General features: G+C 63.2%; 21 protein-coding genes. 10 read left to right on the top strand and 11 right to left on the bottom strand.

Translation table 11 applies throughout. The features are described 5' to 3' along the window. Positions 1-9 precede the first annotated feature (9 nt). The 6 genes from P0D70_RS21585 to P0D70_RS21560 all read right to left on the bottom strand — a co-directional run bounded on the left by P0D70_RS21585 (position 10) and on the right by P0D70_RS21560 (position 7,421). Entirely contained in the window at positions 10-1,422 is a 1,413-nt protein-coding gene (locus P0D70_RS21585) for an MmgE/PrpD family protein (protein WP_408185976.1), read from the bottom strand. A 6-nt stretch (positions 1,423-1,428) separates the two neighbouring features. After that, positions 1,429-2,835 (bottom strand): MFS transporter, encoded by a 1,407-nt coding sequence (locus tag P0D70_RS21580; RefSeq protein WP_091796782.1) that lies wholly within the window; start codon positions 2,833-2,835, stop codon positions 1,429-1,431. A gap of 167 nt (positions 2,836-3,002) precedes the next feature. Beyond that, positions 3,003-3,503 carry a MaoC family dehydratase gene (locus P0D70_RS21575; protein WP_091796783.1) on the bottom strand — a complete coding sequence of 167 codons (501 nt, stop codon included), beginning with the start codon at positions 3,501-3,503 and terminating at the stop codon, positions 3,003-3,005. Positions 3,504-3,728: 225 nt separating this feature from the next. Beyond that, the gene (locus tag P0D70_RS21570; protein WP_408185975.1) at positions 3,729-5,327 is read right to left on the bottom strand and encodes an FAD-dependent monooxygenase; all 1,599 of its coding nucleotides are present in this window, start codon (positions 5,325-5,327) and stop codon (positions 3,729-3,731) included. Positions 5,328-5,564: 237 nt separating this feature from the next. Then, positions 5,565-6,098 (bottom strand): single-stranded DNA-binding protein, encoded by a 534-nt coding sequence (locus P0D70_RS21565; RefSeq protein ID WP_091796785.1) that lies wholly within the window; start codon positions 6,096-6,098, stop codon positions 5,565-5,567. Positions 6,099-6,233: 135 nt separating this feature from the next. After that, the gene (locus tag P0D70_RS21560; protein WP_408185974.1) at positions 6,234-7,421 is read right to left on the bottom strand and encodes an MFS transporter; all 1,188 of its coding nucleotides are present in this window, start codon (positions 7,419-7,421) and stop codon (positions 6,234-6,236) included. Between the two features lie 357 nt (positions 7,422-7,778). On the opposite strand from P0D70_RS21560, the gene uvrA reads away from it, so the two are divergent. The 3 genes from uvrA (at position 7,779) to P0D70_RS21545 (ending at position 13,436) form a co-directional block, all read left to right on the top strand. Next, positions 7,779-10,652, top strand: coding sequence for an excinuclease ABC subunit UvrA (uvrA, locus tag P0D70_RS21555; RefSeq protein WP_408185973.1), 2,874 nt, complete (start codon positions 7,779-7,781; stop codon positions 10,650-10,652). A gap of 34 nt (positions 10,653-10,686) precedes the next feature. Then, positions 10,687-11,772 (top strand): AI-2E family transporter, encoded by a 1,086-nt coding sequence (locus P0D70_RS21550; protein WP_091796788.1) that lies wholly within the window; start codon positions 10,687-10,689, stop codon positions 11,770-11,772. A 437-nt stretch (positions 11,773-12,209) separates the two neighbouring features. Continuing rightward, positions 12,210-13,436 (top strand): PepSY-associated TM helix domain-containing protein, encoded by a 1,227-nt coding sequence (locus tag P0D70_RS21545; protein WP_408185972.1) that lies wholly within the window; start codon positions 12,210-12,212, stop codon positions 13,434-13,436. A gap of 74 nt (positions 13,437-13,510) precedes the next feature. Here the strand turns inward: P0D70_RS21545 and purU are convergent, their stop codons facing one another. The 5 genes from purU to P0D70_RS21520 all read right to left on the bottom strand — a co-directional run bounded on the left by purU (position 13,511) and on the right by P0D70_RS21520 (position 18,724). After that, positions 13,511-14,380 (bottom strand): formyltetrahydrofolate deformylase, encoded by an 870-nt coding sequence (purU, locus tag P0D70_RS21540; protein ID WP_091796790.1) that lies wholly within the window; start codon positions 14,378-14,380, stop codon positions 13,511-13,513. 100 nt (positions 14,381-14,480) lie between these two features. Then, the gene (locus P0D70_RS21535) at positions 14,481-15,329 is read right to left on the bottom strand and encodes an NUDIX hydrolase (RefSeq protein ID WP_408185971.1); all 849 of its coding nucleotides are present in this window, start codon (positions 15,327-15,329) and stop codon (positions 14,481-14,483) included. A gap of 60 nt (positions 15,330-15,389) precedes the next feature. Further along, a complete protein-coding gene (locus P0D70_RS21530; RefSeq protein ID WP_091796792.1) occupies positions 15,390-16,004 on the bottom strand; it encodes a LysE family translocator in 615 nt (204 codons plus the stop codon). A 59-nt stretch (positions 16,005-16,063) separates the two neighbouring features. Beyond that, on the bottom strand, positions 16,064-16,630 hold the full coding sequence (locus P0D70_RS21525; RefSeq protein WP_091796793.1) for an adenine phosphoribosyltransferase: 567 nt from the start codon (positions 16,628-16,630) through the stop codon (positions 16,064-16,066). A gap of 90 nt (positions 16,631-16,720) precedes the next feature. Continuing rightward, a complete protein-coding gene (locus P0D70_RS21520) occupies positions 16,721-18,724 on the bottom strand; it encodes a monovalent cation:proton antiporter family protein (RefSeq protein ID WP_091800824.1) in 2,004 nt (667 codons plus the stop codon). Between the two features lie 161 nt (positions 18,725-18,885). Here P0D70_RS21520 and kdsD point away from each other — a divergent pair, with 161 nt between their 5' ends. The 7 genes from kdsD (at position 18,886) to hpf (ending at position 24,774) form a co-directional block, all read left to right on the top strand. Next, positions 18,886-19,869 (top strand): arabinose 5-phosphate isomerase KdsD, encoded by a 984-nt coding sequence (gene kdsD, locus P0D70_RS21515; RefSeq protein ID WP_408185970.1) that lies wholly within the window; start codon positions 18,886-18,888, stop codon positions 19,867-19,869. Next, positions 19,869-20,429 (top strand): KdsC family phosphatase, encoded by a 561-nt coding sequence (locus P0D70_RS21510; RefSeq protein WP_408185969.1) that lies wholly within the window; start codon positions 19,869-19,871, stop codon positions 20,427-20,429. Before kdsD ends, P0D70_RS21510 begins: the two co-directional genes overlap by 1 nt. Continuing rightward, positions 20,426-21,034, top strand: a complete 609-nt coding sequence (lptC, locus tag P0D70_RS21505) for an LPS export ABC transporter periplasmic protein LptC (RefSeq protein ID WP_091796796.1) — start codon at positions 20,426-20,428, stop codon at positions 21,032-21,034. The genes P0D70_RS21510 and lptC overlap by 4 nt, the downstream gene beginning before the upstream one ends. A 20-nt stretch (positions 21,035-21,054) precedes the next feature. Continuing rightward, positions 21,055-21,726, top strand: a complete 672-nt coding sequence (gene lptA / locus P0D70_RS21500; protein WP_091796797.1) for a lipopolysaccharide transport periplasmic protein LptA — start codon at positions 21,055-21,057, stop codon at positions 21,724-21,726. After that, positions 21,723-22,508 carry an LPS export ABC transporter ATP-binding protein gene (lptB, locus tag P0D70_RS21495; protein WP_091796798.1) on the top strand — a complete coding sequence of 262 codons (786 nt, stop codon included), beginning with the start codon at positions 21,723-21,725 and terminating at the stop codon, positions 22,506-22,508. Before lptA ends, lptB begins: the two co-directional genes overlap by 4 nt. A gap of 218 nt (positions 22,509-22,726) precedes the next feature. Then, entirely contained in the window at positions 22,727-24,244 is a 1,518-nt protein-coding gene (locus P0D70_RS21490) for an RNA polymerase factor sigma-54 (protein WP_408185968.1), read from the top strand. A gap of 170 nt (positions 24,245-24,414) precedes the next feature. Beyond that, the gene (hpf, locus tag P0D70_RS21485) at positions 24,415-24,774 is read left to right on the top strand and encodes a ribosome hibernation-promoting factor, HPF/YfiA family (RefSeq protein WP_007179410.1); all 360 of its coding nucleotides are present in this window, start codon (positions 24,415-24,417) and stop codon (positions 24,772-24,774) included. The last annotated feature ends 105 nt before the right edge of the window (positions 24,775-24,879 follow it).

Here is a 24,879-nt window from a genome sequence, read left to right as displayed (position 1 = left end):
ATGACGTCCTTAAGATGCGGTGTGTCCAGCAAGCGTGTCGGCGAGCGCGCGGGCCCGCTGTTCGTCGAGTTGCAAGACGGCGTGGGCGACCTGTTCGGCCTCACTGCGGGAAATGCTGCGCTGCGCGTTCGCGTGGAACTTGGCGACGATGTCGTCGTTGCTGACGGGGCGGTCCGCGCAACCGCGATTGATCGCCTCGCGATGCGCGACACGCGAACCGTCGCTGCGCTCCACCACGACTTCGCCCGTGTAGTGGCGCGGGAAGGTCGTGTCGGGATCGATTTCGTAATCGACTTTTTCGGCGAGCGCCAAAACCGCTGGATCGGCGAGCGCGGCCGGTTCGAGTTCGTCGAGCGTAAAGCGGCCTTTGAGCAACGCCGTGGCGACGATGTACGGCACGCTGAATTGCGCGTCGTAGGCGGTGACCGGTTTGCGCTTCGCCTCGACCGGTTCGCAGACGATTTCCACCGTGCCGCGCGGCACTTTCGCGACCACGCGTTTGATCGAGTCGAGCTTGTCTGCCGAGAAGCGATGCTCGCGATGCAAAGCGATCGCCGCGTCGGCGACTGCATGCGTGAAGTGACACGCGGGCAGCGGTTTGATCGCCACTTCGTCGATCTGCCATGAACTGCCCAGGCCTTCGGTGGCGAGTTCGCGGTCGGCCGAGTCGAGTGGTTTGCCGAGGTGGCTCGCGTAGAGCCCGAAGCGTCCTTCGTAGGCCAAACGTGGACCCGTGAAGCCGTGTTTGGCGAGCGTCGCGGCGGTGATCGCCGAGGCAGCCGCGAAACCCGGATGAGCGCGCTTGGTCCACGCGCCGTCTTCGAGAAATTCGAGGCTGCCGGCCGCCATTGAAAGCACGATGCCTTGCGCATGCGCCACGCGAGCCTCGTCCAGTTGCAGCAGACGCGCTGCGGCAACCGCGCAGCCGAACGCGCCCACCAGGCCCGTCGGATGAAAACCGGCGTCGTGGAATCCGCCCTTGGCCGCCGACGCCACGCGCGTCGACACTTCCATTGCGACGATATACGCGGTCAACAGATCGGCGCCGCTTACGCCGTCGCGATCGGCGAGTGCGAGCACGCAGGGCAACGCGCTGGTGGTCGAGTGAATGACGCCGCGCGAATGCGTGTCGTCGAAGTCGAGACCGTGAATCAGCACGCCGTTCATCGTCGCGGCGTCGCGCAGGCCAAGACGCCGGCCGTAGCCGATCACTGGCGAAGCGCCGTTGCCGAGTTCGGAGAAGGCGGCGAGCGCAACATCCGCATACGGATAACCACGTGACGCGAATGCAATGCCAACGGCGTCGAGAATCAGATGCTTGGCGCGCGTCTGCACCGCACGCGGCACGTCGCGCAATTGCAGACCCAGACCGAAGCGCGCGTACTGATCGGACAGCGTGACAGAGGTATCGAGTGAAGTCATGGAGGATTAACCTTGCTGGGTAGCGGGTATCGGATCGGAATCGGTGTCGAGGCTCGGCGAGATCCGCTCAAGCGCGTGCTGATTGGTTTCGACACGCAGCAGCAGAATGCCGAGCACCAACAGCCCGAGCACGCTACTCACCATGGCCAGCACGCCGGACACACCGAACGAGTTGTAGAGCACCACCGCGAGATACGGCGTGGTCATCGAAGCAGCGCGGCCGCAGACGCCCGCCGTGCCGGTACCGCGCAGACGCAGTTCGGTCGGAAAGAGTTCAGGGATGTAGGCGAACAAGCCGAGCGTGGTGACCGTGTAGATACAGGTGACCAGCACGAAGCCCACACTGCTGATCGCCCAACCCGCATGCATGTTCGGATAGATGAAGCCGACCACGATCGTGGCGATCGCGAAGATCACGAGACCACGCGCACGGCCCACACGATCCGCGCAGAGAAAGCCGATCAACGCGCCGCCGGGTGCGCCGAACGCCATGAGCGTCGTGAAGCCGAGCGATTGCACGATGGTGAGACCTTCCTTCACGAAGAAGGTCGGCAACCACGCAACAAAGCCGTACACCGAAATATTCACCGCGACCGCCGTGAGAATGGCGACCAGCGTTCGCCCGAGCATGGCGTGCGAAAACAGTGCTGAGAACGGCGCTTTCGGCACTTCGAGACTTTCGGTGCGCTCGACCGGCGGCAACGGGCCTTTCTGTCGCTGCACCTCGTTTTCGATGGCCGAAACGGTCGCCTCGGCTTCGTCGCTGCGGCCCACTGATTCGAGCCAGCGCGGCGACTCCGGCATACGGTGCCGCAGCACCCACACGATGATCGCGCCGACGCCGGCAATCCCGAACATATAGCGCCAACCCAGCAGCGGGATCACGACGTAGCCCACCGCCGTCGACACCAGCAATCCGGAATTGATAATGAGCGCGAGCAACGCGGTCCAGCGTCCGCGTGATGCCGGGGGGATGAATTCGCACAAAGTGCCCGCCGCCACCACGAGTTCGGCGCCGAGGCCGATGCCCATGATCAGCCGGAGCACGATCAGCCACATCATGTTCGGCACGAAGCACGCGGCGATCGACGCGATGCCGAAGATCAGCAGATTGGTCTGATACGACGAGCGGCGGCCGAAGCGGTCGCCGAGATAACCGGCCAGGCCTGCGCCGATCAGCATGCCGAAGAACGTCACCGAAATGAATAGCGCGTTCAGTTTCAGATCGGAGAAGCCCGCTTTCACCATCGCGCCGAGCGCACCGGCGGCGAGATAGATGTCGAAGGCGTCGAGAAAAGCGCCCGCGCTGATGAGGCCGAGAACCTTCCAGTGAAAGGACGCGATGGGCAGGCGATCGAGTCGCGCGCCCGAGTTGACGATACCGATAGCCACCTTTGTCTCCTTGGTGTGCATGCGGCCGCATTGACGCTTGCCGCTTCGTGGCGCCTGTTCGGGCGCCGCCGGAATCCGCGCGCGGGCTGCTCTTGCCGGCAGATGCGCGCAATGTGCTGCTGGTCGTTCTCAGACTGCCCGAGCGTTCAGTTCGCTCATGCGGCGATTGACGCGGGGCAACGCGTCGATCAATCGCCGACGCCGTGGCCACGCGCCGGGACGAGCGCGCTGCGCACGAAGTCCATGATCGGTGTGCCGTCCTGCTTGAACGCGCGAGTTTGCACGGTGACGATGCCCTGCCCCGGACGCGACTTCGATTCGCGCTTCTCGAGCACTTCGGATTCCGCATAAATCGTGTCGCCGCAAAACACCGGACCGGTCAAACGGATTTCTTTCCAGCCGAGGTTGGCGATCGCCTTGCCGCTGACGTCGTTCACCGAGAGTCCCAGCACCACGGCAACCGTCAGACCGCTATTGACCAGCAGGCGGCCGAATTCGCTCTTGGCGGCGTAGGCGGCATCGCAATGCATCGGATGGAAATTCATCGTCAGCAGCGAGAAGTGGATGTTGTCGGCTTCCGTAATAGTGCGCCCGGGGCGGTGTTCGTAGATATCGCCGACCTGGAAATCTTCGAGGTAGCGCCCGTAACTGGCGCGTATGCGGTGTTTGACTGCGAGGTCTGATTCCATGCCTGTCTCCTGTTTCGAGTGACTTTATCTGCGTTTGTTACTTTGTCCGTACAAACTATGGATTGAGTATTGTCGGGGAAGGAGTGAATGTCAAGGCGACATTGAGGAAGATAAGGCTGAAGGGTGGGAAATGGGGCGCTGAGGCATGCCTGGCGTGGTGCTTAGGTTTATCCCTAGGGGAGTTCCAGACCGACGCCCGACTATCGCACGCCGCCCCGAATCACGTCAGTCGATCCGTATCGACCGCCGCAACCACCCCTTCAACGCGTCTTTCGAACAATGGCTCGCACGCCAGCCGAGATGCGCGTCGGGCCGCACGCCCCACACCGTGCCGCTCGGGGCGCGAAACGCCGTCGCGAATTCATGTGCCGCATCCGTCAGCACGGTGATCCGCTCGTTGCGGGGCACATCGCATCCCGGCGCCACGATCAGCACCGCGGACGCGAACTCGTCAGGCAGGGCAGCGAGCGCGGAGCCGCCCTCGACAAACGCGTCGTATTGCGCACCGGGTGAATCGATATAGCCGAGCAAGACATGTCGGCCGCGGCCGACGTGGTCATGCAGGCGCTGCGCGTGGCCGACGTAGGTCTGCTGGAAGCCCCCCACTTCGGGAACCCGGTCGCCGGGCGCGGGCGACGCCGCGTCCATCCCGGGACACTCGTCGGCGACGATTTGGCTGCCGCGATAGGTGACGAGCAACTGGGTTTCGCGCATAGCCGGTGTCACCGCCTCGCGAGCGAACACCGCATTGAGCGCCGCGCTGGTCGACTGAACGACGTCGACTCCGACGGGATGCCGTTCCGCCGAATAGCTCTCGAGCAATTCAGGCTGTGCGAGGCCTTTCGCCGCGAGCGACAGCTTCCACGCCAGATTGTGCGCATCCTGCAAGCCCGTATTCATACCCTGCCCGCCCACCGGCGGATGAATATGCGCCGCGTCGCCAGCAATGAAGATACTGCCCTGCGCATACGCAGGCACGATGCGATGGCTGACACGGTACACCGACGACCAGCGCATCGACGAGAGGCGCGTGTCATCGGGCAAGGCCGGCAGCAGCAGCGCGCACATCGTATCGAAATCGGGTGAGGGGTTATCGGCGAACGCCGCCTTGTCTTCGGGCACGACGACCGAAAGCCGATAGCGTCGGTCCGAGCCGCGAACCGGCACTGCCGCGAGCGCCGTTTTCGGGCGGCCCTCAGCACTCCATTCGAAGCGATACATCGGCCCCCGGGGCAGATCCCACTCGACGTCGAGATCGGCGAGCGCAAATGTTTGCGGGTATTGTCCGCCTTCGAACGCAAAACCGAGCGTCGAGCGAACCTTGCTGTGCGCGCCATCGCAGCCCACGAGCCAACGGCAACGCAGGGTGTGCGTCTGCCCGTCGGAATCCGTGAGTTGCGCATGGACCGCGCCCTCGCGCTCTTCGAAGGCGGTCAACTCGACGCCGTATTCGACCCGTCCGCCATGCGCGGCGAGTGCGGCCTCGAGAAGACGTTCCGTTTCGAACTGCGCGAGCGACAACGAGCCGTAGGGCAGCCCTGCCGTCGGCATATTCATGCTGCGTGCCGGGACCATGGCGCCGTCCTGCCAGGTTTGAACGCCGGTCAGCCATATTCCGGACTCAATCGCGCGCCGGGCGATGCCGATGTCTTCGAATATCTCGATGGTGCGCGGCGTAATGCCGAGCGCCTTGCAATAGAAGATCCTGGTGGACATACGGTCGACGAGGCGCACCTCGACGCCGTCGCGTCGCAACTCCGTAGCGAGCAATAGACCGACCGGGCCGGCGCCGACGATCAGGACATCTGCGGCATCATCCGACATGTCAAATGACCCCTCGGAAGATGAAAGGGAATCCGCGCTGTCACGCGGGGCTATCGATTCCACGGACAAAATGCGTCACGGTGGCGTCTAAAAAATGTAGCCCCGATTTCGATCGCTTGCGCGTCTTTTATGAATCAGCGTGCCATGCCAGTGTTCGTGCGCGCTGCCTGCCAGAGCCAAGAACAAAAAACCCCGCACGAAGGCGGGGTTCTATCTTTGCACGTTGATTCTGGGAAATCAGAACGGAATATCGTCATCCATCTCGTCAAATCCGCCACCAGCCGGCGCGCTCGGACGGCTCGCGCCGCCGCCACCACCGCTGCCGCCACGCGCACCACCACCCGACACCGCACGGCCACCACCACCGCCGCCGCTTCGCTCCGACGGCTCACCGCGGCTATAACCGCCTTCGTCACCGCCGCCGCCCATCGAGCCGCCGCGGCCACCCAGCATTTGCATCTGCTCGGCGACGATTTCCGTCGAGTAACGGTCGGTGCCGTCTTGCGCCTGCCACTTACGGGTACGGATGCGCCCTTCCAGGTACACCGACGAGCCCTTCTTCAGATATTCGGACACGATTTCCGCGAGGCGGCCGAAGAACGAGACGCGGTGCCATTCGGTCGCTTCTTTCATTTCGCCGGACGCCTTGTCCTTGTACCGATCCGTCGTTGCAAGGCGGATGTTCGCCACTGCGTCGCCGCTCGGAAGATAACGGACTTCCGGATCGGCTCCGAGATTGCCGACGAGAATGACCTTGTTCACGGATGCCATGAGTTTCTCCTGTTGATTCCGTTACGGGCGGCGCGGCAATACACGGTTCGCGTTTCAGGGCCGGCAGGCCCGAGACCGGAACTGCGCCTCTGCCCGCCGCCGGGTGAGTTCTGGGTAAGTTCGGGATGCGCCGTATTACGCTTTGCGCGGCGGCTGTTTCATCTTTGCGGCGATTATAAGCCAGCAAAAGACGAGCCCCGAACAAGTGAAGAAGACGGCGCTCTGACCATCCGCCTTCAGCAACCAGCCGCCGACCACGCCACCCAGCGCAAGACCGATCGACTGCGTGGTGTTGTACACGCCGGCGGCCGCGCCCTTGCGGGTTCCGGGCGCCAGTTTCGACACCAGCGAAGGCTGCGAAGCTTCAAGAATATTGAAGCCGAGAAAGTACACAAAAAGGATCGCCGCCACACTCAGAATCGTATGCGGAGCGACGCCCAATAACAACTGTCCGATCAGGATAAGAGCGATCGCCGACAGCAGCACGATTTTCATTTTTCCGCGCTTTTCGGCGGCGATGATCGCCGGCACCATCATCACGAACGACAGGCCCATGACCGGCAAATACACTTTCCAGTGGGAGGCGACCGGCAGGCCGCCGGCTTCGAGAATGCGCGGCACGACGAGGAACAGCGCGGTTTGCGTCGCGTGCAGCACGAGCACGCCGAAATTCAGACGCAGCAACTCGACGTTGTGCAGCACTTCGGCGAATGGTGCGCGCACATGCACCGGTTTCGGCGCATCCGGCACGATCCACACCACCACGCCGATCGCCAGAATCGAGAAGATGCCGACCAGCGTAAACAGGCCGCTCATGCCGACCCACTGGAACACGATCGGCGCGCCGACAATCGCCACCGCGAACGACACGCCAATACTGCCGCCCACCATGGCCATGGCCTTGGTGCGATTTTCCTCGGCGGTCAGGTCGGCGATGAACGCGATCACCGCGGAGGACACCGCGCCCATGCCCTGAATCACCCGGCCGACGATGATCCACGTCATGTCGTGCGCGCCCGCCGCCACGAAGCTGCCGAGCGCGAAGATCAGCAGGCCGGTCGCAATGACCGGTTTGCGGCCGACCTTGTCGGAGACCCAGCCGTAGAAGATGTACAGCATGGACTGCGTCACGCCGTACGCGCCGAGCGCGATCCCCACCAGCAGCACGTTGTCGCCGCCGGGGATGGTCTTCGCGTAGATCGAGAACACCGGCATGATCATGAAGAGACCCAGCATGCGCAGCGCGAAGATCGCGGCAAGCGACACGGTCGCGCGCAGTTCAGGCGCGCTCATGCGTGAGGAAGTGGCGGACGGATTGGACATCGGGAACGTTCTGTGAATGAGCTGGGTGGCACACCGCGGGCGGACACAGCGGCAAGGCGGCCATGACCGCGCGGCTTGCCGCAGGACGGCGGGCCAGCATGCGGCACGAGGGTCGAGCCCGCAGCCTTCGCACCTTCCGCCGGCGCCTCGCGGTTGCCTCGAAGTTGCCTCGGGGCTGCCTTGTACTCGCGGAAAACGGCCCCAGTTAGACCTCTTGTCCGCGGCGCTGGGCCGCTGCCTTACAGCTCGCTTCGACACCTCTTCAGGCTGTCAGGAAGCCGTAACGGCGGTCTTGAAAAGTCGTTATAGTAGCAGGTTTAGCCTCTTCCTCTTTCCGCCAGTTCATGGAATAAATCCGTGGAACAAATCCGTATTCGTGGGGCTCGCACCCACAACCTGAAGAACGTCAACCTCGACCTACCCCGTCACAAGCTCGTCGTCATCACGGGCCTTTCAGGCTCGGGAAAATCGTCGCTGGCGTTCGACACGCTCTATGCGGAAGGACAACGGCGCTACGTCGAAAGTCTCTCCGCCTATGCACGCCAGTTCCTGCAATTGATGGAGAAGCCCGACGTCGATCTGATCGAAGGGCTGTCGCCGGCCATCTCGATCGAACAGAAGGCGACCTCGCACAATCCGCGCTCCACGGTCGGCACCGTCACCGAGATTCACGACTATCTGCGTCTGCTGTTCGCACGGGTAGGCACGCCTTACTGTCCGGACCACGAAATTCCGCTGGAAGCGCAAAGCGTCTCGCAGATGGTCGACACGGCGCTCGCGCTGCCGGAAGAAACCAGGCTGATGATCCTCGCGCCGGTGGTGGCCAATCGCAAAGGCGAACACGTCGAGTTGTTCGAGGAAATGCAGGCGCAGGGCTTTATCCGTTTCCGCGTGCGCTCGGGCGGCGGCACCGCCAATGAAGGCGTCGCGAAAATCTACGAAGTCGACTCGCTGCCGAAGCTGAAGAAGAACGACAAGCACACCATCGACGTGGTCGTGGACCGCCTGAAAGTGCGCCCCGACATGAAGCAGCGTCTCGCCGAATCGTTCGAAACGGCACTGCGTCTCGCCGACGGCCGCGCGATCGCGCTCGAAATGGACACCGACAAAGAGCATCTGTTCAGCTCGAAGTTCGCCTGCCCGATCTGCTCGTACTCGCTGCAGGAACTGGAGCCGCGGCTCTTCTCATTCAACAATCCGATGGGCGCGTGCCCGGAATGCGACGGCCTCGGCCAGATCACCTTCTTCGATCCGAAGCGGGTGGTCGCGCATCCGTCGCTGTCGCTCGCGGCGGGCGCGGTGAAGGGTTGGGACCGGCGCAACCAGTTCTACTTCCAGATGCTGCAGAGCCTCGCGGCGTTCTACGAGTTCGATATCGATACGGCCGTCGAAGACTTGCCGGAGAAGGTCCGCAAGATTCTGCTGTTCGGTTCGGGCAAGCAGGATATCCCGTTCTCGTACATCAACGAACGCGGCCGCACCTCGGTGCGCGAGCATGTGTTCGAAGGGATCATCCCGAACCTGGAGCGGCGTTACCGCGAGACCGACTCGGTCGCGGTGCGCGAAGAGCTCGCCAAGTATCAGAACAACCAGCCCTGCCCGGCCTGCGCCGGCACGCGGCTGCGCCGCGAAGCGCGCTTCGTGCGGATCGGCGCGGACGGCGATGCGCGCGGCATCTTCGAAATCAGCGGCTGGCCGCTGCGCGACGCGCTCGGCTATTTCCAGACGCTGCGCCTGGAAGGCTCGAAGCGCGAGATCGCCGACAAGGTGGTCAAGGAAATCGTCGCGCGGCTCATGTTCCTGAACAACGTCGGGCTCGACTATCTGTCGCTCGAACGCAGTGCGGAAACGCTGTCCGGCGGCGAGGCGCAGCGCATTCGCCTCGCCTCGCAGATCGGCTCGGGGTTGACCGGCGTGATGTACGTGCTGGATGAACCGTCCATCGGCTTGCATCAGCGCGATAACGACCGGCTGATCGCCACGCTCAAGCATCTGCGCGACCTGGGCAACTCGGTGATCGTCGTCGAACACGACGAAGACATGATCCGCATGGCCGACTACGTGGTCGACATGGGGCCGGGCGCGGGCGAGCACGGCGGCATGGTGATCGCCGAAGGCACGCCTAAACAGGTGCAGGCGAACGCGGCGTCGATGACCGGGCAGTACATGTCCGGCGCGCGCAACATCGAATTCCCGGACGAACGCAAGGAGCCGGACGAGCGGCGTCTACGCATCGTCGAGGCCTACGGCAACAATCTGCAGCACGTCTCGCTCGATCTGCCGGTCGGCTTGCTGACCTGCGTGACCGGCGTGTCCGGTTCGGGCAAGTCCACGCTGATCAACGACACGCTCTATCACGCGGTCGCGCATCACCTGTATGGCTCGGCCACGGAGCCGGCGCCGTACGAATCGATCGAGGGCCTCGAGCACTTCGACAAGGTGATCAACGTCGACCAGTCGCCGATCGGCCGCACACCGCGTTCGAATCCGGCCACCTACACGGGTCTCTTCACGCCGATCCGCGAACTGTTCGCGGGCGTGCCTGCGGCGAAAGAACGCGGCTACGAAGCGGGCCGCTTCTCGTTCAACGTGAAGGGCGGCCGCTGCGAATCCTGCCAGGGCGACGGCGTGCTGAAGGTCGAGATGCACTTTTTGCCGGACGTGTACGTGCCGTGCGACGTCTGCCACGGCAAGCGCTACAACCGCGAAACGCTGGACGTTCAGTACAAAGGCAAGAACATCAGCGAAGTCCTCGACATGACGGTGGAGAATGCCCACGAGTTCTTCAAGCCTGTGCCGGTCGTCGCGCGCAAGCTGAAAACCCTGCTGGACGTAGGTTTGGGCTATATCCGCCTGGGCCAGTCGGCCACTACCCTGTCGGGCGGGGAAGCACAGCGCGTCAAACTATCTTTGGAACTGAGCAAGCGTGATACCGGTCGCACGCTATACATACTCGATGAACCGACCACCGGATTGCACTTTCATGACATCGCGCTGTTGCTCGAAGTGATTCATCGTTTACGGGACCAGGGTAATACCGTCGTGATCATCGAGCATAATCTCGATGTAATAAAAACCGCGGACTGGGTCATCGACCTCGGCCCTGAAGGCGGCGCAGGCGGCGGGCAAATCATCGCCCAGGGCACGCCGGAGCAGGTTGCGAAGTCGAAGGCAAGTTTTACCGGTAAATATCTGGCGCCTTTGCTGAAACGCGCGGCCAGTAAAAAGTAACGCTGCACAACTCGGGTTGGGGACGGAATAAGCCATGGCCAAGCGGAATCAGGCGCGCGACGACGGGCAAGTGCAGGACCTACGCCCACGCCCGGTCAGGCTGACTAGCGACATGAGCCTGCCGAAGCTGTCGGCAGTCGAAATCGGCAGTTACGTTGTGATGCTGTTCGGCATGTGGGCGGTCATCGAACTTCGGCTGCTCGGCGCGTTGCTCGCCGGGCTGCTAGTGTTCCAGCTGGTACACACCATCGCGCCGCGCATCGAGCGTCATATGTCGAGCAAGCGGGCGCGCTGGCTCGCGGTCGTGATTCTGTCCACGGTGATCGTGGGCGCGCTGACGGGGCTCACGCTCGGCATCATCGAGCATTTCGAAAACGACGTGCCGAGCGTGCAGAAGCTGCTCGACCAGGCCATGCAGTTGATCGACCAGGCGCGCGGCCGCATTCCGCAATTCATCGCCAACTCTCTGCCGGTCGATACCGAGCAGATGAAGACCAAGGCGGCGGAGCTGATGCAAACGCACGCCAACATGCTGCAGCAAAGCGGCAAGACCGCCGCGCGCGCGTTCACGCATATCCTGATCGGCATGATCATCGGGGCGATCATCGCGGTCGGCGCGCAAAAGCATATCCAGCGTCTGCCGCTCTCCACGGCCTTCATCACGCGCGTGACCCGTTTCGCCGATGCGTTCCGCCGTATCGTGTTCGCTCAGGTGAAAATTTCCGCGATCAATGCGGTCTTTACCGGCATCTTCCTGCTGGTGGTCCTGCCGATCTTCCACGACACGCTGCCGTTGTCGAAGACGCTGGTGCTGGTCACGTTCATCGTCGGCCTGCTCCCGGTGATCGGCAATCTGATCTCGAACACGATCATCGTCGCGGTGGCGCTCTCGGTGAGCTTTCCCGCGGCGGTCATGTCGCTCGTGTTCCTGATCCTGATCCACAAGCTCGAATACTTCCTGAACGCGCGCATTGTCGGCGGACAGATCGAGGCGCGCGCCTGGGAATTGCTGATCGCCATGCTCATCATGGAAGCGGCGTTCGGCCTTCCGGGCGTGGTGGCGGCGCCGATCTTCTATGCGTATATCAAGCGGGAATTGATTTACCTGCGGCTGGTTTGAGGCGGCGGCCAACGCCCCTGAAGCGGGAGGCACGGCAACGAAAAAGCGGCACTTCGGTGCCGCTTTTTTTCATGCTCAGAAGTCGATGCGCGCATTCAGCGACAACGTGCGCGGATCGCCCGGCGTCAGACGTCTCCGCCAAACCCCACGCCCTGGAAGATCGACTCGTGTCCAGATGCTGGTCGGGACCGGAAAGGTCGCCGGGGCCGCCGCGCATCGTATGCAGCAAGACCGTGCCCGGATATTGCGCCGTCGAGATCGCGCCGGTAAGACCGCTCGAATGACGCGCCTGATACAGCGCGCCAAACGTCGCCGTGAACTTACGACAAACTTGCAGTCCGTGGCATGATTCCTTAAGATGCGAACAATTCCCATTTACACAAAACCTGTGTCGTGACCCCTCATTCGAATTTCCGCTCCGTTCCGCCGGTTTGCCCATGAGGCGGCAGTTCGTCCGCCTGCATCGCTGGTTCGGTGTCGCCACTGCGCTGTTTCTGTTCGTCGCCGGCCTCACCGGCGCGGTCATCGCGTGGGACCATGAACTCGATGCGGCGCTGAACCCGTCGTTCTTCAAGGCGCGCACCGCAGGACCGGCGCTGTCGGGGCTGGAACTGGCGCGCCGCGTGGAAGCCGCCGATCCGCGTTTGCAGGTGACGTATCTGCCGCTGGCGGCCGAACCGGGCCACACGCTGCAAATGATGGTGTTGCCGCGTATCGACCCAGCCACGCACCAGCCCTACCCGCTGGACTTCAATCAGATTGCCGTCGACCCCGCCACCGGCGAGATCCAGGGACGCCGCGAATGGGGCGCCGTCTCGCTCGCGCGGATCAATCTGATCCCGTTCATCTACAAGCTCCACTACACGCTGCAACTGCCTTTTACGGGCGGCGTCGATATCGGTACGTGGCTGATGGGGATCGTCGGCATCGTCTGGCTGTTCGACAGCCTGATCGCGCTATGGCTGTCGTTTCCGAGCGCCAAGGTCTGGCGCAAGTCGTTCGCGTTCCGCTTCGGGCGCGGCGGCTACGCGCTCACTTTCGATCTGCACCGCTCCGGCGGCGTGTGGATCTGGGGCCTGCTGATGATCGTTGCGCTGACATCGGTATCGATGAATCTTGCAGCGCCTGTGGTGCGCCCAATCGTGTCGATGTTCTCGACGCTCACGCCCGATCCGCTCAACAACCCTGAAATCCGCCGCGCCCCGCAACCCGGCGACGCCGTGCTCCCCCGCGAGCGCATCGTGCAATTAGCCGAGCAGGCCGGCAAAGCACGGAATCTCGGCGTCGGGCCGGGCGGCATCTACTACGCGGAATTCATGCATGCGTACGGCGTCGGCTTTTACGCGACCGGCAACGATCACGGCGATATCGGCCTCGGCAATCCGTGGATGTATTGGGACGCGGCCACCGGCAAGCAACTCAGCACGCAGATTCCCGGCAAGGGCACGGCCGGCGACATCTTCTTGCAGGTCCAATACCCGCTGCACTCGGGGCGCATCCTCGGTCTAGGCGGACGGATTCTGATTAGCGCAGTCGGCCTCGCGGTCGCCGTGCTGAGCGCGACAGGGCTGCTGATCTGGCTGAAGAAGCTGAATGCGCGCCGCCGCTCGGCGCAAAACGCGAATGCCGCGCGTGACGCAGGCCGGTCAGCCGCGCGGCCGTAGTCGACAAAAAAATGGCGGCGCCGGAGTCGTCCGGCTACCGCCATTTATCTCTGCCGCAAAGCGATCAACCGCCTTTAGCGAAACACCACCGTCTTGCTGCCGTTCAGCACGACGCGATGTTCCACGTGCCACTTCACCGCGCGCGCGAGCGTCACGCATTCGACGTCGCGGCCGATCGCCGTCAATTGCTCCGGCGTCATGCTGTGGTCGACGCGCTCCACTTCCTGCTCGATGATCGGACCTTCGTCCAGATCCGTCGTCACGTAATGGGCGGTCGCGCCGATCAGCTTCACACCGCGGTCGAACGCCTGGTAATACGGCTTCGCGCCCTTGAAGCTCGGCAGGAACGAGTGATGAATGTTGATCGCGCGGCCGGCGAGTGCTTCGCACAGCTTCGGCGACAGAATCTGCATGTAGCGCGCGAGCACCACCAGGTCGGCTTGATGCTCGTCGATCACTTCGAGCACGCGTGCTTCCTGTGCCGCCTTCGCGTCGGGCGTCGCGCCCAACAACGGGAAGTGATGGAACGGAATGTCGTAGCTGGCGGCGAGTTGATAGAACTCCTTGTGGTTCGAGATGATCGCGGGAATCTCGATACCCAGCTGGCCGGTGCGGTAGCGGAACAGCAGATCGTTCAGGCAATGGCCGATCTTCGACACCATGATCACCACGCGCGGCTTCACCGACGCGTCGTGCAACTCCCAGCGCATGCCGAACTGTTCAGCCAGCGTCGCGAACGACGTGCGCAACGCTTCCAGACCCGGATCGCCGCCCACCTGCTGGAAATGCACGCGCATGAAGAACTCGCCGGTGCGGCTGTCGCCGAACTGCGCGGAGTCGAGAATATTGCTGCCACGCTCAAACAGAAAGCCCGACACTGCGTGAACGATGCCGGGCCGGTCGGCGCACGACAGTTTGAGGATAAAGCTGTGATCGGTCGACATGACCTGGGTGACTCCCTTCTTCAATGCATGGTTTGTTCGGTATGTACGGCTCGATGCGGCGTGTTTCGACATGCTCGTTGCGCGCGCACCTTTGCGGCAATCAGGCGAGCGCTGGCGGCACGAACATGGCCTCGATGCCGGCGCACGCGTCTTCATCGATCCAACGGCGGCGCAACAGACAATCCAGCGTGGCGAGACTCGCATCGACTGTCATCGCGCCTTCCTCGATCCAGCGCGCCACTTCGTCGATGCGCGCGAGCCGGTGCTCGCCCACTTCGCCGTCCTGGTTGCGCGGCGCGAAATCAGCCGGCAACGCAAGGTCGTAGATGAAAATCTGCTCGGCCTGCGTGCCTTCGGGCAACGATTGCAGCACATGCGCGGTGCGGCCCGCCGTGGCGCGGGCGGCGATCTCCTCGGGAATGCCGGCTTCTTCCCAGCATTCCTTGATGATCGTCGCCTCGACGCCGAAGCCCCAGCCGATCCCGCCCGCCACGACATTGTCGAGCATGCCCGGGTCGGTCGCCTTGGTGTCGCTGCGGCGCGCGATCCACAATTGCGGCGCACCGTCTGCGTATTCTACGACGCCGTTCAGATGCACCGCGTAGGTCATCGTGCCGAAGAAGCGCGACGCCGCCCGTTCGATATACGCGAGCGGCGGCGCATCGAACGCATTGCGGATCGCGTACGTCTCGTTGCGCCAGCCTGGAATGCGGCCTTCGGCGGCGAGCGCGCCGATCACGGAACCGAGCGCGGCGCTGCGCAAATCCACGGTATTGAACGCGGGCGCGAGCGTCACACGGTTAGTGACGAGGTCGAACACATCGGGCCAGCGCGCGAGCGACGGCACATCGCTCGTGCGGATCCAGCCGACCTGTTCGGCGCCGATCCAGAACGGCACATGCGCATGCACGTCGAAGCGGCGCGCGGCGGTGATGCAAGGCAAAGTCATGTAAAGCTCCAAACTGTTTCCGGTGTTTGACGGTGAGCGCTGGGCACCGCGCCGCTCACCTCAATCGCGCAACGCGACCCGAATGCCGATGGCAATGAACGTCGCACCTGCCAGGCGATCAAGCCACACGCCCACCCGTGGGCGACGCTTCAGATAACCGCCCACGATCCCCGCGCACACGCCGAACAGCGAAAACACCACCACTGTCTGCAACATGAACAGCGCGCCGAGCTCGAACATCTGCAGCGTGACGCTTTGCGAGCCGTTCGGCTGCACGAACTGCGGCAGAAACACGATGAAAAACAGCGTCACCTTCGGATTCAGCAGATTGCCGAGCACGCTTTGGCGAAACACCGCCATCAGCGGCTGCGGCGCGCGCTCGTGCGCGGTGGCGAGACCCTGGCTACGCAGGGCCTTGATGCCGATCCAGATCAGATAAGCCGCGCCGGCCAGCTTGATCGCTGTAAAGGCCATCGGCGACGAGCGCAGCAACGCGGCCACGCCGAGCGCGGCCAGCGTGGTGTGAAACGTGATGCCCGCCGCGAAGCCGAGCGCCGCGACGAAACCGGCCGCGCGGCCCTGCGAGATCCCGCGCGCGAGCACTTGCAGATTGTCCGGGCCGGGCGCCACGGTAATCGCGATCGAGGTGGCGAGAAACAGCAGGAAGTTAGGCATTGTTGTGTCCTTCTCTGTGAGCAGGAAGAAGCTTCTCGCAGCGCGTTTGCCGCCAATAATCAATGACCGTCGAATCCAGTCACCGTATACAGCGCGAGACCGCTTTCGCGCAGCAGCTTCGAGCCGCCGAGCTCAGGCAGATCGATAATCGCCGCGCCTTCCACCACGACCGCGCCGAGCCGCTCGAGCAGGATCTTGCCGGCCATCATCGTGCCGCCCGTGGCGATCAGGTCGTCGATGATCACAACGCGATCACCCGGCTTGCAGGCGTCTTCGTGAATCTCGACGGTGGCGGAGCCGTATTCGAGGTCATAGGATTGCGCGACCCGCTTGTAGGGCAGCTTGCCCGCCTTGCGAATCGGAATAAAGCCGAGGTTCAGCTCATACGCGAGAATCGGCCCGATGATAAAACCTCGCGCATCCAACCCGGCAATGTAATCGAGCTTTGCGTCGATATAGCGCTGCACGAATAGATCGATCAGCACGCGCAGCGACTTCGGCTCCTGCAAAAGCGGCGTGATATCGCGGAACTGCACGCCCGGCTCCGGCCAGTCGGGCACCGTGCGAATGTGGCTTTTGATGTAATCGGCCGCATCGAGCGGCGCGCTCGAGAGCGCGTTGGACATGATGTCTCCGGATGGACCTGCACAGGTCCGATGAAAAGCTAAACCAGGGCGCGCCCGCAGGCACGCGCCTCGCCCTGGGTACAGGCGGCGCTATGCTGCGGTGGCGCCCGCGCGCCGATGCTTCGAGAGCCGTTCCTCGGCCTCCGCCAACTGCTCGGGCAGACCGCGCAGCACCACGATATCGCTCGAACGCAGCTTGGTGGACGGGTCCGGCTCGACGCCGCGAATGCCGTGCCGGCGAATCGCCGTCACTTCGACGCCCACGTCGAACAGGCCCAATTCCGCGAGCGTGCGGCCCACGGCGTCCGAGTTTTCGTCGACCGGCACCGATTGTAGCCGCACCTGTTCGTGACCGTCGTCGTCGTCCACGTCGTCGGCGCCGTGGAAATAGCCGCGCAGCAGCGCATAGCGCTCGTCGCGCATTTCCTCGACCCGGCGCACCACCCGCCGCATCGGCACGCCCATCACCACGAGCGTATGCGAGGCGAGCATCAGACTGCCTTCGACGATTTCCGGAATCACTTCGGTCGCGCCCGCGGCCAGCAGCTTTTCCAGATCGGCGTCGTCCACAGTACGGACGATCACCGGCAGCGTGGGTTCGAGTTCGTGAATGTTGTGCAGCACGCGCAGTGCCGACGGCGTGTTCGCGTAGGTGATCGCAATCGCGGCCGCGCGGTGGATACCGGCGGCAAGCAGCGACTCGCGCCGCCCGGCGTCGCCGAACACGACCGACTCACCCGCCGCCGCCGCCGCCGCGACCCGGTCGGGATCCAGGTCCAGCGCGACGTACGACAACCCTTCATGCTCCAGCATACGCGCCAGATTCTGCCCGGCCCGGCCATAACCGCAAATGATCACGTGGCCGCTTTGCTTCAGGCTTTGCGTGGCGATGCGCGTCATCTGCAACGACTGCATCATCCATTCAGTCGACGAAAGGCGCAGCACGATACGATCCGCGTTCTGGATCATGAACGGTGCGGCCAGCATCGACAGCAGCATGGCGGCGAGTATCGCCTGCAGCAACGTGGCGTCGACGAGATGCTTGTCGAGAATCAGATTCAGCAGCACGAAGCCGAACTCGCCCGCTTGCGCGAGGCCGATACCGGTGCGCATCGCGACGCCCGGCGAGGCGCCGAACAGCCGCGCGAGCCCCGTGATCATCACCGCCTTCAGCAGAATCGGCCCGAGCACGAAGCCGAGCACGATCAGCGGATGCTCCCAGATCACTCGCGGATTGAGCAGCATGCCGGTGGTGACGAAGAAGAGACCGAGCAGCACGTCGCGAAACGGCTTGATGTCCTCTTCCACCTGATGCCGGTACGGCGTCTCGGCGATCAACATGCCGGCGATGAATGCGCCGAGCGCGAGCGACAGTCCGAATTTGTCCGTGATGAACGCGGCGCCGAGCGTCACCAGCAACAGATTGAGAATGAACAGTTCCTGCGACCGGCGCCGCGCCACCACGTTGAACCAGCGCGTCATGAACCGCTGGCCCACGATCAAAAGCAGCGCCAACGCCACCACGATCTTGATCGCCGCCACGCCGAGCGCGCTGACCAGGTCTTCGGAATTGCCGCCCAGCGCCGCGATGACGATCAGCAGCGGCACCACCGCCAGATCCTGAAACAGCAGCACGCCGAAGATATTGCGCCCATGCTCCGTCTCGATCTCCAGCCGCTCCGCCAGCATCTTGCTGACGATCGCCGTCGACGACATGGCGAGCGCGCCGCCCAGCGCCACGCTTGCCTGCCACCTGATATGCACCCAGCGCTCCAGCACGAAACCGAGCGTGACCGCCACCGCGATCGTGCCGATCACCTGCAACAGGCCGAGGCCGAACACGAGACGGCGCATGGAGCGCAGCTTGGCGAGCGAGAACTCCAGCCCGATCGAGAACATCAGGAACACAACGCCGAATTCAGCGAGGTTCTGCGCCCCGACCGAGTCCGGAATCAGACCGAATGCATGCGGCCCGACGACGATGCCCACCGTCAGATAGCCGAGCATCGGCGGAAGATTCAGAAAGCGAAAGGTCACCACGCCCGCCACCGATGCAAGCAGCAGGAACAGCGTCATTTCGAGGGGGGAAATCATCGGCAGAAACGCATCGGTAAAGCGTCCTCGTTCGTCAGCGGAACCGCGCACGAGAAACGCCGTGCGACAAGGTTGAGGGGCCGTTAAAGGCAGCAATAGAGACAGCGGCTCGGCACAGCAGGCCCGGCGCGGCGAACAGGCGCCTTTGCTATACTTCGCGAATGATAGCGAAAATCAATGGCGACCGGGCACTCGCGCTCGCTCGCGACGTGCTCGACATCGAAGCGGACGCCGTGCGCGCGCTTCGCGATCAACTCGACGATGGTTTCGTCGGGGCGGTCGATTTCATCCTCGGTTGCCGCGGGCGCGTAGTCGTTTCCGGCATCGGCAAATCCGGCCACGTGGCCCGCAAGCTCGCGGCCACGCTCGCCAGCACCGGCACGCCGGCGTTCTTCGTGCACCCAGCGGAAGCCAGTCATGGCGACCTCGGCATGGTCACTGCCGACGACGTGTTCGTGGCGCTGTCCAATTCCGGTGAAACCGAAGAACTCGTGGCGATCCTGCCGCTCATCAAGCGGCTCGGCGCGAAGTTGATCGCGATGACGGGCCGCCCGTCATCGAGTCTCGCACAACTGGCCGACGTGCACCTGAATTCCGGGGTAGCGAAAGAGGCCTGTCCGATGAACCTCGCGCCCACCGCCAGCACCACCGCCGCGCTCGCGCTCGGCGACGCGCTCGCGGTCGCGGTGCTCGACGCGCGTGGCTTCGGCCGCGACGACTTCGCCCGCTCGCATCCGGGCGGCGCGCTCGGCCGGCGCCTGCTCACTTATGTACGCGACGTCATGCGCACCGGCGACGAAGTGCCGAAGGTCACACCCGAGGCCACCGTGCGCGACGCGCTGTTCCAGTTGACCGCCAAGCGCATGGGCATGACCGCGATCGTCGATCACGCGGACCACGTGGCCGGGATCTTCACCGACGGCGACTTGCGCCGCGTGCTCGAACGCGACGGCGATTTCCGTAATTTGCCGATCGCCTCAGTGATGACCGCCGGCCCGCGCACCATCGGTCCGGATCAACTCGCGGTGGAAGCCGTGGAACTCATGGAGCGCCACCGCATCAATCAGATGCTGGTCGTCGACGAAGCAGGCAAGCTGATCGGCGCACTCAACATGCACGACCTGTTCTCGAAGAAGGTGATCTGATGGCCCTCGCTCCCGCCACCGCAACCGAACGCGCAAGCCGCGTGAAGCTGATGATTTTCGACGTCGACGGCGTGCTGACCGACGGCGGCCTGCTGTTCACGGCGGAAGGCGACACGATGAAGGGCTTCAATTCGATGGACGGCCACGGCATGAAGCTGCTGCGCCAGGCCGGCATCGAAACGGCGATCATCACCGGGCGCAAGTCGGGCATCGTGGCGGCGCGGGCGAAGGAAATGAACATCACGCACGTCTACCAGGGCGTGCAGGACAAACCCCAGGCGTTCGCGGACCTGCTGCAGCAAACCGGCATGACGGCGGAACAATGCGGCTACATGGGCGACGACTGGGTCGATCTCGCCGTGATGCTGAAGGTCGGCTTCGCGGCCGCGCCGGCCAACTCGCATCCTGAAGTAATCGCGCGGGCCCATTGGGTCAGCGAAGCGCGCGGCGGCCATGGCGCGGCGCGCGAAGTCTGCGATACGTTGCTGCGCGCGCAGCACAAATACGACGCGTTGCTCGCGGCCGCCTGTAGCGGCGAACAGCGAGGCCTCGTCGGATGAACCAGTTTCGCCTGACTTCGCTGATTCCGCTGGTCGCAATGGCTGCGCTCGCCGGTATCACGTGGTGGCTGTTGCAGGCCACCCTGCCCCGGCAGAACGAAGGCGTGGTGCGTCCCAAGGAACACACGCCGGACTACTTCGCCGACAACTTCTCGATTTCCGAACTCGACCAGTCGGGCTCGACGCAATACCGGCTGACCGCGCAATCGCTGATCCACTACGAAGACGACGAGCTGAGCGACATGGTCAAACCGGCCATGCGCGCGTTCCAGCCGGGCAAGCCGATCGTCACCGCAACCGGCGATACCGGTAAGGTGAACGGCGACGCGTCCATCGTCGATCTATACGACAATGCGCGCATTCTGCGCGCGCCCGGCTACGGAGATCCGCAGATGCAAGCGGATTCGCAGCATTTTAGGGTGCTGGTCAACGACGATGTGATCGAGACTGAAAAGCCGGTTAAACTTCAGCGCGGCATGTCGGTGATGACTGCCAGCGGCATGAACTACAACAACGTCACCCGGGTGATGCAGCTGTTCGGCAACGTGAAAGGCTCGATCGCCCCGTCCGAAGCAGGCGGCAGCTCGCCCAAGCAACCCGGGTAATCCATTCCAGGCGTGACTGCATGAACGAATCGTTCCCCCGTTTTGATACCGGCCGCTCGCGCTCCCTGTCCGCGTGCCGCGCCGGACTCGCTGCGCTGATCGTCGCGTTGCCGCTCGCCGGCTTCGCGCCGCTCGCGCACGCGGACCGTGCCGACAAGGACAAGCCGCTGAACGTCGAAGCGGACAACATGACTTACGACGACCTCAAACAGGTCAATATCTTTACCGGCCATGTGGTCGCGACCAAAGGCACGATCGTGATCAAGGCCGACCGCGTCGAAGTGACACAAGACCCGCAAGGCTATCAGTACGCCACCGGCACCTCGAGCGGCGGCAATCTGTCGTATTTCCGCCAGAAGCGCGAAGGTCTCGACGAGTACATCGAAGGCACGGCCATTCGTATCGACTACGACGGCAAGCAGGATCTGACCACGCTCACCACCAACGCGACCGTGAAACGCCTGCAAGGCCTCTCCACGGTCATGGACCAGGTGCACGGCAGCGTCATTACGTACGACGGGCAGAGCGACTTCTATACCGCGAAGGCAGGTAAGGACGTAGCCGGCCCGGGTAACCCGACCGGCCGCGTGCGTGCCATGCTGGCGCCGCGCAACGGCGGCGCCGCGCCGCTGAACGGCGCGTCGGCCACGCTTGCGCCGTCCACGACGATCCAGGGAGCGCCGAACCAGTGAGCACCTCCGCGTCCCTCCCCAATCGCAAGCCGGCCGGCACCAGTAGTTCGCTGGCGGTGCGCAACCTGAAAAAGCGTTATGGGTCGCGCACCGTCGTCAAAGACGTGTCGCTCGACGTCAAAAGCGGCGAAGTGGTCGGTCTGCTCGGCCCCAACGGCGCGGGCAAGACCACCTCGTTCTATATGATCGTCGGCCTCGTGCCGCTCGACGCGGGTGAAATCGATCTGGACGGCAAGTCGATCAGCCTGCTGCCGATCCACAAGCGAGCTTCGCTTGGGCTGTCGTACCTGCCGCAGGAAGCTTCGGTGTTCCGCAAGCTCAGCGTCGAACAAAACATTCGTGCCGTGCTCGAATTGCAACACGAAGACAACGGCAAGCGGCTTAGCAAAGACACCATTACGAGCCGCACGGAAGCCCTGCTCGACGAATTGCAGATTTCGCACTTGCGCGAAAATCCGGCGCTGTCGCTCTCGGGCGGCGAACGCCGCCGGGTCGAAATTGCCCGTGCACTGGCCACCAATCCAAGCTTTATTCTGCTCGACGAACCGTTCGCCGGCGTCGACCCGATCGCCGTGCTGGAAATCCAGAAGATCGTCAAATTTCTGAAGCAGCGCAACATCGGCGTGCTGATTACCGACCACAACGTGCGCGAAACGCTCGGCATCTGCGATCACGCCTACATCATCAGCGACGGTAGCGTGCTGGCAGCCGGCGCCCCGAGCGACATCATCGAAAACGAAAGCGTGCGGCGCGTCTATCTGGGCGAGCACTTCCGCATGTAAGCGCATCAGGGATTCCCGGCGGTGCGAGCGCGCACCCGCCGGCTCCCCGTGCGGCAACCGCACACGCGTATTTTCGACCCGGGCCGATTCGCGCCCAGCACCGCCCAACACCGCCCGAAAGAGCGCACGAGAGTGCACGCGAGAGGCGCACGCGTAATTGCGAATGTCGCAAGGTATCGCGGTCGTGGCAAACTCTCTACAATGAATCTCAACTTGCCATGAAAGCCAGCCTCCAACTCCGCCTATCGCAGCATCTTGCGCTGACGCCGCAACTGCAGCAGTCCATCCGGCTGCTTCAGTTGTCTACGCTCGAATTGCAGCAGGAAGTCGCAATGGCGATCTCGCAAAATCCACTCCTCGAGAACGAGGACGACTGGATCGCGAGCCCGCTGCGCGTGGCGGCCGACGGCTCGCTGATCGCCCAGGCGCCCAATTCGTCCGCTCCGCCCGACCAGATGGGCGGCAGCACGTCGTCATCGTCCACCAGCAGCAGCGAGCGCGCCGAGAACGGCGAGCCGCAGGGCGTGGACGAATACAACGGCCTCGGCGGCGACAGTAACGGCGACGCGTCCCAGTGGAATCTCGACGACTACGGCCGCTCGGGCAACGCCTCGGACGACGACGACCTGCCGCCGCTGCAAATCCACGAATCGAGCACCTCGCTGCGCGACCACCTGATGGCGCAATTGCGCGTCACCCAGGCGGGCCAGCGCGACCGGGCGCTGATCACCTTCCTGATCGAATCGCTCGACGACGACGGCTACCTTGCCGCCACGCTCGAGGAAGTGCAGGCCGATCTGCCCGAAGAACTCGAAGTCGACCTCGACGAACTGAATGCCGCGCTTGCGCTGCTGCATAGCTTCGACCCGGCCGGCGTCGGCGCCCGTTCCGCGTCGGAATGTCTCAAGCTGCAATTGCTGCGGCTCGATGCCTCACCCACTCGCACGCTCGCGCTCGATATCGTCGCCCACCATCTGGAATTGCTGGCGGCGCGCGATTTCACGCGTCTGCGCAAGCACCTGAAGGCCAGCGACGACGACTTACGCGACGCCCACGTGCTGATCCGCTCGCTCGAACCGTTCCCCGGCGCCGCTTACGGCAAGGCCGAAGCGGACTACGTCGTGCCGGACATCATGGTGCGCAAAACGGCACAGGGCTGGCAGGCCGAGCTGAATCCGGAAGTCGTGCCGAAGCTGCGAATCAATCACCTTTACGCGAACATCCTGCGCAATAACAGGGGCGATCCGGGCAGCGGTTCGTTGCGCCAGCAACTGCAGGAAGCGCGCTGGCTGATCAAAAATATCCAGCAGCGTTTCGAGACGATCCTGCGGGTGGCGCAAGCTATTGTCGAGCGTCAGAAGAGCTTTTTTGTGCACGGCGAAATTGCCATGCGCCCCTTGGTTTTGCGGGAAATTGCTGATACGCTGGGCCTACACGAGTCAACTGTCTCGCGTGTGACAACCGGTAAATACATGCTGACCCCATTCGGGACGCTTGAATTTAAGTACTTCTTCGGATCACACGTTTCGACTGACACGGGCGGCGCGGCGTCTTCAACGGCGATCCGCGCGCTCATCAAGCAACTGATAGGAGCGGAAAACCCGAAATCTCCTCTTTCAGACAGTCGCATAGCCGAACTGCTGGCGGAACAGGGCTTCGTGGTCGCACGGCGTACCGTTGCGAAGTACCGTGAAGCGCTCAAGATTCCGGCAGTCAACCTGCGCAAGTCTCTGTAGCCCGTCGCCTTCCGTGACGGGCATTTACCGGCCGCTCCGCTGTTGGCGGACAGGCCGGCCGATGCGACCTGCCAGAAGTCAGTCACCGGGGGACGACTCAGGCAAGTCGACAGATCGACCGGACCTTCCTCATCGTGCGGATCAAGCGGCCACTAGCTTGGAGAAGCACTATGAATCTGCAGATCAGTGGACACCACCTCGAAGTAACGCCTGCGTTGCGCGAATACGTGATCACCAAACTGGATAGGGTGCTAAGACATTTCGATCAGGTCATCGACGGCAGTGTGGTCCTCTCGGTCGACAACAACCACAAGGAAAAGGAAAAGCGTCAAAAGGTTGAAATCAACCTGCATCTCAAGGGCAAGGATCTCTTTGTCGAGAGCTGTGACAGCGACCTGTACGCTGCGATCGATCTGATGATCGACAAGCTTGACCGGCAAGTCATTCGCCATAAGGATCGCCTGCAAGGCCATGCGCATGAGGCGATCAAGTATCAACCGGCGCCGCAACTAGACGTGCCGCCGCAGTAAGGGAACCTGGAGGATTTTTTCATTCGCTCTTCGTTTTCCCTTAACCAGCAAAACCGCCCGGACCCGGGCGGTTTTTTGTTTCTGGACGCCCTTTCCTCGCATGGC

Origin of the sequence: Paraburkholderia sp. RL17-381-BIF-C, from assembly GCF_046026435.1 — a bacterium.
Lineage (GTDB): Bacteria > Pseudomonadota > Gammaproteobacteria > Burkholderiales > Burkholderiaceae > Paraburkholderia.
Note: the sequence above shows the minus strand (reverse complement) of the source record. Positions and strands in the feature narration are given on the sequence as shown.

Coding starts and splice junctions, on each gene's coding strand:
- lptA (WP_091796797.1), top strand. CDS start 21,055: ATGAACGAATCGTTCCCCCGTTTTGATACCGGCCGCTCGCGCTCCCTG.
- P0D70_RS21585 (WP_408185976.1), bottom strand. CDS start 1,422: ATGACTTCACTCGATACCTCTGTCACGCTGTCCGATCAGTACGCGCGC.
- P0D70_RS21510 (WP_408185969.1), top strand. CDS start 19,869: ATGGCCCTCGCTCCCGCCACCGCAACCGAACGCGCAAGCCGCGTGAAG.
- P0D70_RS21530 (WP_091796792.1), bottom strand. CDS start 16,004: ATGCCTAACTTCCTGCTGTTTCTCGCCACCTCGATCGCGATTACCGTG.
- P0D70_RS21520 (WP_091800824.1), bottom strand. CDS start 18,724: ATGATTTCCCCCCTCGAAATGACGCTGTTCCTGCTGCTTGCATCGGTG.
- P0D70_RS21525 (WP_091796793.1), bottom strand. CDS start 16,630: ATGTCCAACGCGCTCTCGAGCGCGCCGCTCGATGCGGCCGATTACATC.
- P0D70_RS21550 (WP_091796788.1), top strand. CDS start 10,687: ATGGCCAAGCGGAATCAGGCGCGCGACGACGGGCAAGTGCAGGACCTA.
- P0D70_RS21545 (WP_408185972.1), top strand. CDS start 12,210: ATGAGGCGGCAGTTCGTCCGCCTGCATCGCTGGTTCGGTGTCGCCACT.
- P0D70_RS21580 (WP_091796782.1), bottom strand. CDS start 2,835: ATGCACACCAAGGAGACAAAGGTGGCTATCGGTATCGTCAACTCGGGC.
- P0D70_RS21535 (WP_408185971.1), bottom strand. CDS start 15,329: ATGACTTTGCCTTGCATCACCGCCGCGCGCCGCTTCGACGTGCATGCG.
- purU (WP_091796790.1), bottom strand. CDS start 14,380: ATGTCGACCGATCACAGCTTTATCCTCAAACTGTCGTGCGCCGACCGG.
- lptC (WP_091796796.1), top strand. CDS start 20,426: ATGAACCAGTTTCGCCTGACTTCGCTGATTCCGCTGGTCGCAATGGCT.
- P0D70_RS21490 (WP_408185968.1), top strand. CDS start 22,727: ATGAAAGCCAGCCTCCAACTCCGCCTATCGCAGCATCTTGCGCTGACG.
- hpf (WP_007179410.1), top strand. CDS start 24,415: ATGAATCTGCAGATCAGTGGACACCACCTCGAAGTAACGCCTGCGTTG.
- P0D70_RS21570 (WP_408185975.1), bottom strand. CDS start 5,327: ATGTCGGATGATGCCGCAGATGTCCTGATCGTCGGCGCCGGCCCGGTC.
- P0D70_RS21565 (WP_091796785.1), bottom strand. CDS start 6,098: ATGGCATCCGTGAACAAGGTCATTCTCGTCGGCAATCTCGGAGCCGAT.
- P0D70_RS21560 (WP_408185974.1), bottom strand. CDS start 7,421: ATGTCCAATCCGTCCGCCACTTCCTCACGCATGAGCGCGCCTGAACTG.
- kdsD (WP_408185970.1), top strand. CDS start 18,886: ATGATAGCGAAAATCAATGGCGACCGGGCACTCGCGCTCGCTCGCGAC.
- P0D70_RS21575 (WP_091796783.1), bottom strand. CDS start 3,503: ATGGAATCAGACCTCGCAGTCAAACACCGCATACGCGCCAGTTACGGG.